The 15,690-nt window shown below is 62.7% G+C and carries 11 protein-coding genes; 2 read left to right on the top strand and 9 right to left on the bottom strand.

What is annotated here, in order from left to right; translation table 11 throughout:
- Positions 1 to 29 precede the first annotated feature (29 nt).
- From PATSB16_RS05495 to PATSB16_RS05450, 9 genes are all read right to left on the bottom strand, one after another.
- Complete coding sequence (locus PATSB16_RS05495; RefSeq protein WP_047216286.1) at positions 30 to 278, bottom strand: hypothetical protein; 249 nt, start codon at positions 276 to 278, stop codon at positions 30 to 32.
- 90 nt (positions 279 to 368) lie between these two features.
- On the bottom strand, positions 369 to 2,237 hold the full coding sequence (locus tag PATSB16_RS05490; RefSeq protein WP_083566676.1) for a chloride channel protein: 1,869 nt from the start codon (positions 2,235 to 2,237) through the stop codon (positions 369 to 371).
- Between the two features lie 173 nt (positions 2,238 to 2,410).
- Positions 2,411 to 3,103: an RES family NAD+ phosphorylase gene (locus PATSB16_RS05485; RefSeq protein WP_047213038.1), complete on the bottom strand. Its 693-nt coding sequence runs from the start codon at positions 3,101 to 3,103 to the stop codon at positions 2,411 to 2,413.
- On the bottom strand, positions 3,094 to 3,510 hold the full coding sequence (locus PATSB16_RS05480; RefSeq protein WP_047213036.1) for an MbcA/ParS/Xre antitoxin family protein: 417 nt from the start codon (positions 3,508 to 3,510) through the stop codon (positions 3,094 to 3,096). Before PATSB16_RS05480 ends, PATSB16_RS05485 begins: the two co-directional genes overlap by 10 nt.
- 71 nt (positions 3,511 to 3,581) lie before the next feature.
- Entirely contained in the window at positions 3,582 to 4,196 is a 615-nt protein-coding gene (locus tag PATSB16_RS05475; protein WP_047213035.1) for a DUF2939 domain-containing protein, read from the bottom strand.
- A 509-nt stretch (positions 4,197 to 4,705) separates the two neighbouring features.
- Positions 4,706 to 5,803, bottom strand: a complete 1,098-nt coding sequence (gene zapE / locus PATSB16_RS05465) for a cell division protein ZapE (RefSeq protein ID WP_047213032.1) — start codon at positions 5,801 to 5,803, stop codon at positions 4,706 to 4,708.
- Positions 5,804 to 5,890: 87 nt separating this feature from the next.
- Positions 5,891 to 7,321, bottom strand: coding sequence for a dihydrolipoyl dehydrogenase (gene lpdA / locus PATSB16_RS05460; RefSeq protein ID WP_047213030.1), 1,431 nt, complete (start codon positions 7,319 to 7,321; stop codon positions 5,891 to 5,893).
- Between the two features lie 90 nt (positions 7,322 to 7,411).
- Positions 7,412 to 8,686 (bottom strand): 2-oxoglutarate dehydrogenase complex dihydrolipoyllysine-residue succinyltransferase, encoded by a 1,275-nt coding sequence (gene odhB, locus PATSB16_RS05455; RefSeq protein ID WP_047213029.1) that lies wholly within the window; start codon positions 8,684 to 8,686, stop codon positions 7,412 to 7,414.
- A gap of 79 nt (positions 8,687 to 8,765) precedes the next feature.
- Positions 8,766 to 11,627: a 2-oxoglutarate dehydrogenase E1 component gene (locus tag PATSB16_RS05450; protein ID WP_156884607.1), complete on the bottom strand. Its 2,862-nt coding sequence runs from the start codon at positions 11,625 to 11,627 to the stop codon at positions 8,766 to 8,768.
- Between the two features lie 434 nt (positions 11,628 to 12,061).
- Here PATSB16_RS05450 and PATSB16_RS05445 point away from each other — a divergent pair, with 434 nt between their 5' ends.
- Both PATSB16_RS05445 and PATSB16_RS05440 read left to right on the top strand, forming a co-directional pair.
- Positions 12,062 to 13,900: an assimilatory sulfite reductase (NADPH) flavoprotein subunit gene (locus PATSB16_RS05445; RefSeq protein WP_047213027.1), complete on the top strand. Its 1,839-nt coding sequence runs from the start codon at positions 12,062 to 12,064 to the stop codon at positions 13,898 to 13,900.
- Positions 13,901 to 13,908: 8 nt separating this feature from the next.
- Positions 13,909 to 15,621 (top strand): NADPH-dependent assimilatory sulfite reductase hemoprotein subunit, encoded by a 1,713-nt coding sequence (locus PATSB16_RS05440; RefSeq protein ID WP_047213025.1) that lies wholly within the window; start codon positions 13,909 to 13,911, stop codon positions 15,619 to 15,621.
- Positions 15,622 to 15,690: the final 69 nt, after the last annotated feature.

Raw genomic sequence — 15,690 nt, 5'->3', positions numbered from 1 at the left:
AGAGGAAGGGCTCTAGTCCGGGGCGATCGTCACAGGCCCATATAGTAGGGCTGTACTTCCATCTCCTCGGCCCAGACCTGCACGTCGATCATTTCGTGAAAGTTGATCGGCTCGCCGTGATAAACGCAGCAGAAGCCTTTGGCGGTGCGATAGACAATGACCCATTCGGGCGTGGCTGGCTCCAATCTCTCGACATTCAAGAGATCCTTCAGCATCGTGAGGTGCAGCGACTTGCCAATGCGCCGGCAGGCGGCGTCCAGTCCTTGCATCAGTCTCATTTGGCGCTCCTTGATCATCGACACGCATGCCCTCGGGCAAGCACATCGTTCATTGCGTCGGCCACTCGCAACGAAAACGGCCGATAACGCTTAGCCAGGAAATATTTTGATACTGCTCGCCACAGAGTCGGCGATATGCTCTTTGGCAATGATGCCAAGCACGCGCGCCGGGCCCTGCCCCTGCTGTTCCCCGACCACCACCGCCATCACGGCATGGCGCTTCCAGAGTTGCGTAATGACGCCAAACGCCGCGTCATGCTCGTGGACCACGATGAAGTTGCGCTGCGCCAGTTCACCGACCGCAATGTCCGCTGCGCCCTGACTGACCGCCCGCCGCAGGCCCGTGTTGATGCGCAATACGCCGGAGATCTTGTGCTCTTCGGTCACCACCACATGCCGAAATGCCGACCCGCCAGCGCGTGTGACGATGTCGCGAAACGGTGTTTTCGTATCGAGCACAAAAACGTCGGTATCCATGATCTGCGCGGCACTCTGCACGAGAAACATATTCGCATGCAGTGCATTCGGAATCCGGTGCCCGCGTCGCACCAGCTTGAGGGTATAGATGCTCTCGGCACACAGAATGCGCCGGGCTCCCAGGCTGAACGCCACGGCGATGATCATCGGCAGCACGATGTCATAGTCGCGCGTCATCTCGAAGATCATCACCACCGCCGTCATGGCCGCACCGGTGCCGCCGCCGACCATCGCGCCCATGCCGACCATGGCGAAGGCCGGCGCGCTGACCGGCGCCCCTGGCCATGCCAGGCTGATCAGTGCGGCAAACGAAGCGCCGAGCGTCGCGCCAATATAGAGCGACGGCGAGAAGATGCCGCCGGACGATCCCGAGCCAAGGCTGACCGACATGGCCATCGCCTTGAGCAGCGCGAGCAGCAGCAAGAACGCGCCGCCCTGCAACTGGCCATAGAGAGTCGCCTGAATGGTCGAGTATCCAACGCCTTCGATATAGTAATGACCCGCGTGGATCCATAGCAGGTACATCGACACGCCGACGATCAGCATGCCGCCGGCGTGGCGTACATAGCGCCCCGGCACCAAATCGAACAGGTCCTCTGCCCAATGCAGCGAGCGAATCAGCAGCGCCGCCGCCGCGCCGGTAATGATCCCCAGCAGCGCATACAGCACCAGCGTCAGTGCACTGCCCGGCTGGTTGGGAATGGCCCCGAGCTGCGCGGGCACGAAGAATGCCGGCGCCGCGCCAAAGTAAAGCCGCCCGATGAACGTGGCCGTACCGGTCGCGATCGCCACCGGCAGAAATGTATTGACGCTGATCTCCGGCATCATCAATTCGGTGGCGAAAAGCACGCCGCCGATTGGCGTATTGAACGTCGCCGCAATGCCCGCGCCGGCGCCGGCCACCACCAGGGTGATGCGTTGCCCGGGCGTCATGCGCACCACTTGCCCGAGGGTCGAGCCCAGCGCCGAGCCGATCTGTATGATCGGCCCCTCACGACCGACTGCGGCTCCCGACCCAATGGCCAGCGCCGATGCAATCGACTTGACCACCGCCACCACCGGGCGAATCACGCCGCGGCTATAGTAAATGGCATCCATGACTTCCGGCACGCCATGGCCTTTCGCCTCGGGGGCGAAGTTGCTGACGATCCATGTCACGCCGAGCGCGCCGACGACCGGCACAAGGATGACGAACGCGCCCCACGGCGAGGCTGGATCGAAACGGCTGGCGTCATAGGAAAACGAAAACTGCCCGAGAAAGAGCAGGTTGTGGATAAGCCCGATCAAGCCGCGAAATACGATGGCTCCGAGGCCCGTCACGATCCCGACCACGAAAGCAAACAGGCAAAGCCATCGCAATCCGATGGGAGCCGGGGTGTCTTCGTCGGCCTGTGCGGCAGGGCGCGGTTGGATCGGAGCGACCTTCACGTGCCGCGCATCGCGCAGCGTCGTGTTATCGGATTGCTCGGGATCGCCCGCCATCGTCTGCCCTCCTCAGAGGTTGGCGTCGCCCGTCTCGGGATTTGCCGGCTCGCGCCGCAGTGGCGCGAGGGAAACGTCCTGCGGGCTCGCATACTTTCTTATGATAGTACAGCGCCTGATTGGACACGCCCAAATTGGATCCGCCAAATCGCCGCGGGTGAGGCCGGCTCCGGTCAGCCCTGATGCAAGCGGGTCAGCTTGTAGACGTCGGCGATGCGCTCGCCGTCCCAGTGGTAGACAAGATAGGCGGCATGCACACAGTGGCGCAGCAACGCCGTGCGAAACGCGGCAATGCACTCGCCGCCGTCATCCCGCACGCTCGGATAAAGCACACCGAGAGCGCCCTGCTCGCGCAGCTGCCGGCCAATACGTTGCCCTGTCGCGTAGCTGTGCGGATCCACGATCGCCGGCATCTCGCGGCAGGCCTGTCGCAAATCGACTGCCTCGCCGCGAACGCCGACACGATACAGGCGCGTTTGCAACTGCATCGCGCGCTCCCGCGTCGCCTGCAAAAAGAGCGTGCTGTGGTAGACGGTTTCGGCGATTGCCGTGTGTTGCGCGCGGGCGGCGTAGAACACACCGTAACTGCCGTCGGCAAAGCGGCTGCCGGCCGGGTTCAGGTGCGTGAAAGCGGCCATGATCGGCCCCGACCCCGGGCCATACAGGCGCTCCTGCGCAGGCACCCGGCCGATCTCGCCCAATTCGTCGCGCACACGCTCGTTGGTCATGGCTTCGAGCGCGTAGAGCGCTTCGAAGTCATCGGCATCGGCGACCCTATCGAACAGATTCACCGCCGGATAACGCGTGGGCACGACCCGGTAGCCGGGCCGCCATTCGATCGATACGCGTGGATAGGTCATGCCCATCCGCCGCGCGCAGCGTCGAGATACTGGCGCACGACGAACAAATCGCCGACATTGCCGCAAAGCATTCGATCGAGCGCGCTGCCCCCGCCGAACAGGGGCGCCGAGTTCGCCTTTTTCAGCCAGGCGTCGGCTGCCGCCGGATCGGGCAGAAGGATCTGCAGCGCCTTGTAGATGCCCAGCAGGTACGAAAGGCGCTCGAGCGTGTCGTGGCCCAATTGCGCCTTGTCGGGTGCGGCACGCCACTTGAAAAAGGTCGAGCGGCCGGGCGAGCCCAGCAGCACGATCTGCTGCTCGGTCGATAGCGCCCAGTCGCGGGCGATATTGAAAAAAGCGCGCAAGCCCGCCGCGGACATGGCCTTGAGATCGGGCTGGGCTCGGGTCGGTGGGTTTGCTTGCGCTCGGGGCATGACGATAATTCGTCCATAAATAGACTATTAATCCATTTTAGGACGAAATTGCCGTTATTGCCAAAAACCAATTACAAGGGCGGCAGTTGGATTGCCGTCAACTTCCAGTCGAACAATCCCTGGCGCGTCATGGTGAACAGCACCGGCTTGTCGGGCTGGCCGCGGCGATAGACGCGAATCACGAAATGGCTGAAGTCCTCGTAACCGGCGCTCAGCTTCGCGCGCTGATTGTCGCTCGTGCCCGGCCCGGACGATGCCGGAGCCGGCGCGGCAGGTTGCGTGGATGTGCCGGACGAGTCGGCCGCCGACGGCGGCGGAACCGTCGCCGGCGGGTTGCCAGACGGCTCCAATGGCGAAACTGACTCGCCACGCAACAGCGCGGCAATGCTCTGCGGGCTCAATAGCGCTTCGACCATGCGGTCGGAAACCCAGCCGCCCAACGCCAGGGCAAACCCCTCGAGCGGATTCTGCGACTGTCGATTCAGTTGCTTGCGCAGCGAATCGTGCAGGGAGGTTTTCAGGCTTTCCTGCACCTGCGGGAAATCGACATAAGCGGACAATGTTGCTGCGTCGTGCTGGTCCGCGGCGCGCTTGATGCGCTCGAGCGCCCAATACGGCGATACGGCCACGGCGGCGATTGCCAGGATCACCGCGAGAACGGCGCCTGTCCAGATTTTCTTGCGCATGAATACGTCACCAGGAAAGAAGATGGTTGACGCTGATCTTAACTCAGGCGGCCGGGCTCGATCACCCGATGGGAATCGATTTACACAGAATTACAAAGTTTTACAGTACCGCGCGCGCCGCTCTCCTAGGCTGGAGACAAAGAGTCAAGAATGATGAACCCGTATTTGCCGCTTCCCGGACCATTGCATGAGCCACGTCATATCGATGCAGATTATCGCGTTTGCGGCACTGCTGTGCAGTCTCGGGGCGGCGCCGATCAGCGCACTGGCCAGCAGCGATTCGGCAGCCGCCGCGAGCAGCGGATATACGTCAGCGCGCTACCTGGATCGAACCACATTTCTGGCGCGCGGCCCTGCACCGGCACGCGCCGGCGCGACACCCGAGTTCCGGCCGCACGGAGACCTGCGCGCCGATATCTATCGTCATTTGCAAGATCACGAGCGCGCCGCGCAGACCAGGCAGGCTCCGCGGAAAAGCCCGCCGGCGGGTGCCAGCCGCAGGGCCGCCCCTAGGTAAGCGCGGTATCGACGACTCGCCGGGGCGCTTCGAGATACTCGGTGGACTGCATTTCCATCAAACGCGAGACGGTCCGCGTGAACTCGTTGGCCAGCGTCCCCTCCGGGTAAAGCTGCTCAGCCGGCACGGCCGCCGACATCAGCAACTTGACCTTGTGGTCGTAGAACACATCGACCAGCCAGGTAAAGCGCCGCGCCTCGGACGCCATGCGTGGCGTCATTTGGGGCACGCCCGACAGAATCACCGTATGGAAGCGATTGGCGAGCTCCAGGTAGTCGTTCTGCGAGCGCGGACCGCCGCACAGGGTCTGGAAATCGAACCAGACGACGCCGCCCGCGCGCCGCAGCGCGCGCAACTCTCGCTGCTCGATATGCAACAACGGGCTCTCGTCAGGCACTTCGGCCAAATGCGTGAAGGCCGCTCGCAGCGCCTTGTCGGCCGCCGCGCCCAACGGCGTGTGATAGACCTCGACTTGCGACAGCGTGCGTTGCCGGTAGTCGACGCCAGCGTCCACATTTAGAACATCGAGCTGCTCGTTCAGCAGGTCGATGGCCGGCAACAACCGGTCGCGATGCAGCCCGTCGGGGTAAAGCGTGTCGGGGCGATAGTTGGACGTCATCACGAACTGCACGCCGTTTTTGAACAACTGGTCGAGCAGGCGATACAGGATCATCGCATCGGCCACGTCCGAGACGTGGAATTCGTCGAAACAGATCAACCGGAAACGCTTGGCGATGCGGCGCGCCAGCTCGTCGAGCGGATCGGCCTGCCCCTTGAGAATCAGCAACTGGTGATGCACTTCACGCATGAACTCGTGAAAATGCAGGCGCGTTTTGCGCTGCACCGGCACCACGGCGTAGAAGCTATCCATCAGAAAGCTCTTGCCGCGCCCCACACCACCCCACATATAGACGCCCTTGGGCAATTCGGGGCGGATAATCAGTTTTCGCAGCGCACTGGAGCGGCGCGCCTTGTAGGCCGACCATTCATCGTAGCAACGCTGCAGCCGATCGACCGCCCGCTGCTGTGCGGCATCCGAGCGGTAACCGCGCGCGGCCAATTCGTGCCGATAGTATTCCTGAACGTTCATGCCAGCGTTGGAGGGAGTAAAAACAAGGAAGGCGAAGCGGGTTGCCTCGCTTCGCCTTCCCGGGAGTGACGCGTCAGTTCGGAACCGTCACATGTTCAGCGCGCGCTTTTCGACCGCCAGCGCCGCTTCGCGCATGACTTCGGACAGCGACGGGTGCGGATGGCAGACGCGCCCGATATCTTCGGACGAGGCCTTGAACTCCATCGCGGCGACCGCCTCGGCGATCAGGTCCGACGCATTCAGGCCGATGACGTGCACGCCGAGGATCTCGTCGGTGCTGGCGTCCGCCAGCATCTTGACGAAGCCTTCCGGCGCGCCCATGCCGAGCGCGCGGCCATTGGCCATGAACGGGAACTGCCCGGTCTTGTAGGCGCGGCCTTCCTGCTTGAGCTGCTGCTCGGTCTTGCCGACCCAGGCGATCTCGGGCGACGTGTAGATGACCCAAGGAATGCAGTTGTAATCGATGTGCGGTTTCTGGCCGGCAATCAGTTCGGCCACCATCACGCCCTCGTCTTCGGCCTTGTGTGCGAGCATCGGCCCGCGCACCACGTCGCCAATCGCGTACACGTTGGGCAACTTGGTGCGGCAGTGCTCGTCGACGTCGATAAAGCCGCGCTCGTTCACGCCCAGGCCGATCGCCCCCAGGCCGAGATCGTCGGTATTCGGCACACGGCCGATCGAAACGATCAGGCGGTCGACTTCAAGCGTGTGTTCCTTGCCGTCCTTGTCGGCGTATGCGAGGCTCACGCCCTTTTTGCTCGTCTTAACCTCGCCGATCTTCACGCCGAGCTGGATGTTCAGGCCTTGTTTGCCGAACAGCTTGGCCGCTTCCTTGGCAACCGTCTCGTCGACCGCGCCGAGGAACGCCGGCAGCGCTTCGAGAACCGTTACTTCGGCACCCAGGCGGCGCCATACGGAGCCGAGTTCGAGTCCGATCACGCCGGCGCCGATCACGCCGAGCTTCTTCGGCACGCTCGGGAAGTTCAGCGCACCTTCGTTGTCGCACACGAGGTCATTATCGACCTTGATGTTCGGCAGATGGCGCGCCTTCGAACCCGTGGCGATGATCACGTGCTTGCCGCTGATGGTCTCGCTGCCCTCGTCCCCGGTGACTTCGAGCTGATAGCCGGCGTCGGTCTTGGCGACGAATTTGCCGTTGCCCTTGAGCCAGGTGATCTTGTTCTTGCGGAACAGGAATTCGATCCCCTTGGTCATCTTGGTGACGATGCCGTCCTTGCGGGCAAGCATCTTCGCCACGTCGATCTTGGCGCCCTGCACGCTGATGCCGTGCTGGTCGGCGTGATGCTGGATCTTCTCGAATTCTTCGGACGACGCCAGCAACGCCTTGGAGGGAATGCAGCCGACGTTCAGGCACGTGCCGCCCAGGGCCAATTCCCCTTTCGGGTTCTTCCATTTTTCGATGCAGCCGACCGAGAAACCCAGTTGAGCTGCGCGAATCGCGGCGATGTACCCGCCAGGGCCGGCACCGACGACAACGACGTCAAATTCTTTAGCCATTTGTCCAATAACACTCGCAAATTGAAACGCGTGAGACAGAGCGGACCCGGGCGCACGGCAACTGCCGCGCGGACCCGGGCCTGCCGCGAATTACAGGTCGAGCAGCAGGCGCGCCGGATCTTCCAGCGCTTCCTTCATCGCCACCAGGCCGAGCACCGCTTCGCGGCCGTCGATGATGCGGTGGTCGTAGCTCATCGCCAGATAGTTCATCGGCCGAATCACGATCTGGCCGTTTTCCACCACCGCGCGCTCCTTGGTCGCGTGCACGCCGAGAATGGCCGACTGCGGCGGGTTGATGATCGGGGTCGAGAGCATCGAGCCGAACACGCCGCCGTTGGAAATGGAGAACGTCCCGCCGGTCAGTTCTTCGATCGAAAGCTTGCCGTCCTTGGCCTTGCTGCCGAACTCGGCGATTTTCTTCTCGATGTCAGCCAGGCTGAGCTGGTCGGCGTTGCGCAGGATCGGCACCACCAGGCCGCGCGGCGATCCGACTGCGATACCGATGTCGAAATAGCCGTGATAAATGATATCGGTGCCGTCGACCGAGGCGTTGATGGCCGGATATTTCTTCAGTGCATGCACGGCCGCCTTGACGAAGAACGACATGAAGCCCAGTTTCACACCGTGCTCCTTCTCGAACTTGTCCTTGTATTTGTTGCGCAGCTCCATGACCGGCAACATGTTGACTTCGTTGAAGGTCGTCAGGATCGCGTTGGTCTGTTGCGACTGCAGCAGGCGCTCGGCAACCCGGGCGCGCAGGCGCGACATCGGCACGCGCTGCTCCGGACGGCCATCGAGCATCGCATCGCCGCTCAGATTGGCAGCGACCTGCGGCAACGCCGGGCGCGCGGCGGGCGCGGCGGCGGCCGGCTTGGCAGCAGCAGCCGGCTTGGCGCCGCCGGCCACCGCACCAAGCACATCGCCCTTGGTGATGCGGCCGTCGCGGCCGGAGCCGGCCACTTGCGCGGCGGAGAGATTGTTTTCCGCCATCAGCTTGGCCGCGGCGGGCATCGCCACGCCGCTGGCGGCGCCGCCCGTGGCGGCCGCCGGCTGCGCGGCCGGGGCCGCGGCAGGCGCGGCTTCAGCCGGCTTGGCGGCGGCCGGGGCCACGGCCTGCGCCTTGCCTTCGCTGTCGATCCTGGCGATCACTTGGTCACTGGTCACGGTCGCGCCGTCGGCCTCGACGATTTCGGCGAGCACGCCAGCCGACGGTGCGGGCACTTCCAGCACCACTTTGTCGGTTTCGATTTCGATCAGGATTTCATCGATGGCCACGGCTTCGCCGGGCTTTTTCTTCCACTGCATGAGGGTGGCTTCAGCGACCGATTCGGACAGCTGGGGGACTTTGACTTCTACGATTGACATTATGTGTTCCTGAATACTTTACGAGTTCAATTGGCGGATGGCGAAGCGGCCGGTTTGACCCGACCGCTTCATTACGTCGTCACTGCACCAGCGTGGCGCCCTTGAGGCGGCCGAAAGCGGCTTCGAGCAAAGCCTTCTGCTGTTCGTAGTGTTTCGCGTAATATCCCACCGCCGGGGACGCCGAGGCCGGCCGGCCGGCATACGCCAGCTTCATGCCTTCTTTCATGCCTTCCATCAGGTGGTGCTCGATGTAGAACCAGGGGCCCTGGTTTTGCGGCTCGTCCTGGCACCACACCACTTCGGTGAGATTCTCGTATTTCTTCAACTCGTTCTCGAACGCCTTGTGCGCGAACGGATACAGCTGTTCGACGCGGATGATCGCAACGTCCTTCGATTTGACTTCGCGGCGATGAGCGATCAGGTCGTAGTACACGCGACCCGAGCAGGCAATCACGCGTTTGACCTTCTTGGCATCGACGCTGGCGTCGGTCTCGCCGATGATCGGCTGGAACGAGCCGGTGGCCAGATCCGCCAGATTGCTCACGGCTTCCTTGTGGCGCAGCAGCGATTTCGGCGTGAAGATGATCAACGGCTTGCGGAACAGGCGAATCATCTGGCGCCGCAGCAGGTGGAAAATCTGCGCCGGCGTGGTCGGCTGGCATACCTGCATGTTGGTTTCCGCGCACAGTTGCAGATAGCGCTCGATGCGGGCCGACGAATGTTCCGGCCCTTGCCCTTCGTAACCGTGCGGCAACAGCATGGTCAGGCCCGACACGCGGCCCCATTTCACTTCGCCGCTGGAGATGAACTGGTCGATCACCACTTGTGCGCCGTTGGCAAAGTCGCCGAACTGCGCTTCCCAGACCACCATCGTGTTCGGCTCGGCCGTCGAGTAGCCGTATTCAAAGCCCAACACGGCCTCTTCGGACAGCACCGAATCGATCACGGTGAACTGCGCCTGGTTCTCGGAGATGTTTTGCAGCGGAATGTACGTGCCGTCGTTCCAGCGCTCGCGGTTCTGGTCGTGAAGCACTGCGTGACGGTGCGTGAACGTGCCGCGGCCGCTGTCCTGGCCGGTCAGGCGCACGCCATAACCGGACGACACCAGCGACGCATACGCCAGATGCTCGCCCATGCCCCAGTCCAGCGCATGCTCGCCCTGGCCCATCGCACGGCGATCGTTGACGACTTTCTCGACCAGCGGATGCAGTTTGAAATTTTCCGGCACCGTGGTGATGCGCTCGGCCAGGCGCTTGAGCTCGGCCAGCGGCACCGCGGTATCGGCGGCATCGGTCCACTTGCGATTCAGGAACGGCACCCAGTCGACCGCGTATTTGCTCTTGTAGTTGGAGAGCACCGGGTCGATCGTATGATGGCCTTCGTCCATCGCCTTGCGGTACTGCTTGATGTACGCATCACCCTCTTCGGCCGTGATGACGCCCTGCGTGACCAGCTTTTCGGCGTACAACGCACGCGTGCCGGGGTGCTGGGCGATTTTCTTGTACATCAGCGGTTGCGTGACCGCCGGCGTGTCCTGCTCGTTGTGGCCGAGCTTGCGGAAGCAGACCACGTCGACCACGACGTCCTTCTTGAATTCCTGACGGAAATCCAGCGCCAGCTGCATCGCCAGCACCACGGCTTCGGGATCGTCGCCGTTGACGTGCAGCACCGGCGCTTCGATCATCTTGACCACGTCGGAGCAATAGATCGTCGAGCGCGAATCGCGCGGATCGGACGTCGTAAAGCCGATCTGGTTGTTGATGATGATATGCACCGTGCCGTGCGTGCCGTAACCGCGCGTTTGCGCCAGGTTCAGCGTTTCCATCACCACGCCCTGGCCAGCGAAGGCGGCGTCGCCGTGCACTTGCACCGGCAGCACTTGCGAGCCCTCGAGGTCGCCGCGGCGTTCCATGCGCGCCTTGGCCGATCCCTCGACCACCGGATTGACGATTTCCAGGTGCGACGGATTGAATGCCAGCGACAGGTGAACCGGGCCGCCGGCAGTCGAGACGTCGCTCGAGAAGCCCTTGTGGTACTTCACGTCGCCGGCCGGCAGGTCATCGACGTGCTTGCCTTCGAACTCGGCGAACAGATCCGCAGGCATTTTGCCCAGCGTGTTGACCAGCACGTTCAGGCGGCCGCGGTGGGCCATGCCGATCACCATTTCCTGCACGCCGCGCTCACCGCCGCGGCGAACCAGTTCGTCCATCGCCGCGATGAAGCTCTCGCCGCCTTCGAGCGAGAAGCGCTTCTGGCCGACGAACTTGGTGTGCAGATAACGCTCGAGCCCTTCGGCAGCGGTCAGGCGTTCGAGAATGTGTTTTTTCTTTTCGGCCGAGAAGTTCGGCGTGGCGCGAATCGATTCCAGCCGCTCCTGCCACCAGCGTTTCTGGGTCGGATCGCTGATATACATGTACTCGGCGCCGAGCGTGCCGCAGTAGGTGTCGCGCAATGCCTTGAGAATGTCGCGCAGGCTGGCCTGCTCGAAACCGAAATACGTGTTGGAGGCGGAGTACACCTCTTCCATGTCGGCTTCGGTCAAATCGTAGAAGGCGGGTTCGAGTTCGGGCAGGTGCGGGCGTTCCTGGCGCTTGAGCGGATCGAGATTGGCCCAGCGCGCGCCGAGGAAACGATAGGCGGCGATCAGCGACTGCACGTGTACCTGCTTGCGGGCCACGGCCATGTCGGTCGCACCGACCCGCGACAGAAATGCATTGGCCTTGGCGCGTTGCGCGAACGATTCGACGATCGGCGCGTGCGCAACATCGTTGGCGTTGGATCCGTCGACAGCGGGGACGTTTTGCAGCGCGTCGAAATACTCGCGCCAGTGATCCGGCACGGTGGCCGGGTTATCGAGGTACGACTCGTACAGTTCTTCTACGTACGGCGCGTTGCCGCCGAACAAGTACGAGTTCGCCTTGAACTGCTCCATCAAACTCATTTTACGCTCACCTTTTTCTCGAGCTTCTCAAGAAATAGCGGGTTTAGAAACCTTCCGCGTCACGGCCTGACCGAGTAGCGGATTGCGGAATCAAGTGGTGCTTGGAAGGACCTTGGAATTCACGGCGGAGAGGATAGCACGATTCGAGAGTAGAGAATCATCTGATTATGTAGCGCGGCGGCCGTCCCGTTTTTTGACAAACACGCCTTTCCCGCCTGGCCGCGGCCGGCTCGGCTTTGCGTACCCGCCACCCTGGAAATCCTGCAATCATGGGGCGGCTCGGGTTATTACCGATCGCCGACGAGTTGATATGAAATTCAGATATAAAAATATTTATTTTTATTATTTTAATTTCTAACTCAACCCGATTATCGTGTCCGCTATCCCCTGCCAGCCCTCGCTGACAGGCGCTTGCCCCCGGAGCACGCCCAAAAATGCAAGAGATTACGCCTTTATCGCCGCAGCAGGCCAATCTGCTGAACCAACTGGTGGATGGCCTCACCGTAGAACAATTGGCCTGGGTCAAGGGCTTTTTGGCCGGCATCAGCCGGTCGGTGCGCCAGAGCGGCGTTCAGCCGGCAACCGCGGCCGCGCCGACGAGCGCGCCGAGTGTAACGATTCTATATGGGTCGCAAACCGGTCATGCCCAGGAGGTGGCCGAACTGGCGAAGCAGAAGGTTCAGGCGGCCGGCTTCAAGGCGGATCTGTTTGCCATGGGCGACTACAAGCAGACGCGTCTGAAAAACGACAAGTTACTGTTGCTGGCAGTGAGCACCCAGGGCGAAGGCGACGCACCGGACGATGCGCGGGACTTCTACGAATTTCTGCATGGCCCGAAAGCGCCGAAGCTCGAGGGTTCGCGCTTTGCGGTATTGGGCCTGGGCGACTCCAGTTATGAAAAATTCTGCCAGGCCGGCAAGGACTTCGATGCCCGCCTGAACGCACTGGGCGCGCAGCGCCTGCTGCCGCGCGTGGATTGCGACGTCGATTACGACGCGCCGGCCGAGCGCTGGATCGACGATGTGCTGTCCCAACTGCGCAGCGTCGCCCCGGTCGGCAACGCCGGCCTTGGCGCCCCCGAGTCGGCCGAACATCAGCTCGGTCTGGCGCTGGCCGCAGCCGCCACTTCGCAATCCGTCCCGGGCAAGGCAGCCTACTCGCGCAAGCACCCGTTCCAGGCCACCGTGCTCGAAAACGTCACGCTCAGCGGCCGCGGCTCTTCCAAGGAAGTGCATCACATCGAACTGTCGCTCGAGGGTTCGGGCCTGACCTACGAACCGGGCGATGCACTGGGCATCGTGCCGCAAAACGACGCTGCCCTGGTCGACGAACTGATTGCAACGCTCGAACTTGACCCGAGCGCGACGACCACGACCCACGACGGCACGATCGCCTTGCGCGAAGCATTTCTGCATGCCTACGACATCACCACGCTGTCGCGCGCATTCCTGGAGAAATACGCGGCCCTGAGCGACGCCGGCGAGTTGAAGACGCTGCTGCAGCCGGGCAACGAGAGTGCATTGCGGGAGTTCTTGCACGGCCGCGACGTGCTCGACGTGGTCAAGCGCTTCCCGGCACGCAAGCTCAAGGCGACCGAGTTCGTCGGCACGCTGCGCACCATGCAGCCGCGCCTGTATTCGATCGCCTCGAGCCTGCAGGCCAACCCGGACTCGGTACACGTCACCGTGGGCGCGGTGCGCTACGAGAGTCACGGCCGGTCCCGCAAAGGCGTGGCGTCGACTTTCCTGGCCGATCTGGCTCAGCCTGGCCAGACGCTGCCGGTCTATATCGAATCCAACCGCAATTTCAAATTGCCGGCCGATCCGCGCGCACCGATCATCATGGTTGGCCCCGGCACCGGCATCGCACCGTTCCGCGCCTTTATCGAGCAGCGCCAGATCAACGACGCGCCGGGCAGGAACTGGCTGTTTTTCGGTGACCGCAACTTCCGTAACGACTTCCTCTACCAGCGCGAATGGCAGCGCTACGTCAAGGACGGCGTGCTCAGCCGCATCGACCTGGCGTTCTCGCGCGACACCGAGGAAAAGGTGTATGTGCAGCACCGCATGGCCGAGCAAGGCAAAGCGCTGTATGAATGGCTGCAGGAAGGTGCCTACCTTTATGTGTGCGGCGACGCCGAGCAAATGGCGCGTGACGTCAACGACACGCTGCACGAGATCGTACAGCGCGAGGGCGGCCTGTCCGCCGAGGCCGCGGCCGAGTATGTGAAGCAACTCCAGCGCGACAAGCGCTATCAGCGCGACGTTTATTAAAGTTTCCAATGACGCAAACCACCACCCCCACGCCTGCACGCTCCGAAGTCGAGAAAATCAAGGAGGCCAGCAATTACCTGCGCGGCACGATCGCCGCCGGACTGGCCGATGCGCTGACCGGCGCGATCGCCGAGAAGGACACGCAGTTGCTGAAGTTCCACGGCTCCTATATGCAGGACGATCGCGACCTGCGCCTGGAGCGCCAAAAACAGAAGCTGGAGCCCGCCTACCAGTTCATGATCCGGTTGCGCATGGCCGGCGGCGTCTGCACGCCCGCGCAGTGGCTCAAGCTCGACGAGCTGGCGCAGCGCTACGGCGGCAACACGATTCGGCTGACGACGCGTCAAACGGTGCAATATCACAACGTGCTCAAGCATCAGCTGCGTCCGCTGGTGCGCGGCATCGACGAGGTGGCGATGACCAGCATCGCGGCCTGCGGCGACGTCAATCGCAACGTGCTGTCGAGCAGCAATCCGTTCCAATCCCCCGCGCATCAGGAAGTGACCGACTGGTGCATCAAAATCGACCAGCACCTGCGGCCGCAAACCACCGCCTACCGCGAGATATGGCTGGGCGAGAAGCGTCTGGGCGCGGACCAGGAAGATCATGAGCCGATCTACGGCAAACTCTATTTGCCGCGCAAGTTCAAGATCGCGATTGCCATTCCGCCCAACAACGATGTCGACGTGTTCGCCAACGATCTCGGCTTTATCGCAATCATCGACGCCGCAGGCAAGCTGCAGGGGTTCAACGTCGCCATCGGCGGCGGCATGGGCATGACGCACGGCGACGCCGCGACCTACCCGCGCGCGGCGACCGTGATCGGCTATTGCGCGGCCGACAAGGTGGTGGAGGTGGCTGAAAACGTGCTCAAGGTGCAGCGCGATTTTGGCGACCGAAGCAACCGCAAGCATGCGCGCCTGAAGTACACGATCGACGATCGCAGCGTCGAGTGGTATCGCGATGAGTTGAACCGCTACCTGGGCTGGTCGCTGGAAGCCGCCAGGCCTTATGCGTTCACCACCAACGGCGATCAGTACGGCTGGCTCAAGGGCAGCGACGAGCGCTGGTATCTGACGCTGTTCATCCAGAACGGCCGCATCAAGGACTGGCACGACTACCCGCTGATGACGGCCTTGCGCGAGATCGCCAAGGTGCATTCGGGCGATTTCCGCATCACGGCGAACCAGAACCTCATTATCGGCGGCGTGACCGACGCGCAAAAGCCCCGGATCGAAGCACTGGTCAAGCAGTATCGGCTGCTCGACGGGTCGCAGCAAAGTGCCCTGCGCGTGAACTCGATGGCGTGCGTGGCGTTTCCGACTTGCGGTCTGGCGCTGGCCGAGAGCGAGCGCTACCTGCCGGACCTCGTCACGAAACTGGAAGACGTCTTGCGCGAGGCCGGGCTGGCCGACGATCCGATCACGATCCGCATGACCGGTTGCCCGAACGGCTGCGCGCGGCCGTATCTGGCCGAAATTGGCCTGGTCGGGCGCTCGCCCGGCAAGTACAACCTCTACCTGGGCGCGGGCTTCACCGGCGACCGCCTGAACAAGCTGTACAAGGAATCGGTGGGCGAGGAGCAGATCCTGGCCGAACTCACGCCGCTCATCCAGCGCTACGCCAAGGAGCGCGAGGCGGGTGAGAAATTCGGTGACTTCGTGGTACGAAAAGGCTATGTGAAGGCGGTAATCGAAGCCAGCCGCGACTTTCACGGCTGATTCGTGCGCTCAGCCGGCCCGTCAGGGGCCGGCGCCGCTCGACATTCTGTCGAAACGATCCTCAACCGA

Source organism: Pandoraea thiooxydans, assembly GCF_001931675.1.
Taxonomy (GTDB): Bacteria; Pseudomonadota; Gammaproteobacteria; order Burkholderiales; family Burkholderiaceae; genus Pandoraea; species Pandoraea thiooxydans.
This window is presented reverse-complemented; position numbering and strand designations above follow the sequence as displayed.

Coding starts and splice junctions, on each gene's coding strand:
- odhB (WP_047213029.1), bottom strand. CDS start 8,686: ATGTCAATCGTAGAAGTCAAAGTCCCCCAGCTGTCCGAATCGGTCGCT.
- PATSB16_RS05445 (WP_047213027.1), top strand. CDS start 12,062: ATGCAAGAGATTACGCCTTTATCGCCGCAGCAGGCCAATCTGCTGAAC.
- PATSB16_RS05440 (WP_047213025.1), top strand. CDS start 13,909: ATGACGCAAACCACCACCCCCACGCCTGCACGCTCCGAAGTCGAGAAA.
- PATSB16_RS05495 (WP_047216286.1), bottom strand. CDS start 278: ATGAGACTGATGCAAGGACTGGACGCCGCCTGCCGGCGCATTGGCAAG.
- PATSB16_RS05480 (WP_047213036.1), bottom strand. CDS start 3,510: ATGCCCCGAGCGCAAGCAAACCCACCGACCCGAGCCCAGCCCGATCTC.
- PATSB16_RS05490 (WP_083566676.1), bottom strand. CDS start 2,237: ATGGCGGGCGATCCCGAGCAATCCGATAACACGACGCTGCGCGATGCG.
- PATSB16_RS05450 (WP_156884607.1), bottom strand. CDS start 11,627: ATGAGTTTGATGGAGCAGTTCAAGGCGAACTCGTACTTGTTCGGCGGC.
- PATSB16_RS05485 (WP_047213038.1), bottom strand. CDS start 3,103: ATGGGCATGACCTATCCACGCGTATCGATCGAATGGCGGCCCGGCTAC.
- lpdA (WP_047213030.1), bottom strand. CDS start 7,321: ATGGCTAAAGAATTTGACGTCGTTGTCGTCGGTGCCGGCCCTGGCGGG.
- zapE (WP_047213032.1), bottom strand. CDS start 5,803: ATGAACGTTCAGGAATACTATCGGCACGAATTGGCCGCGCGCGGTTAC.
- PATSB16_RS05475 (WP_047213035.1), bottom strand. CDS start 4,196: ATGCGCAAGAAAATCTGGACAGGCGCCGTTCTCGCGGTGATCCTGGCA.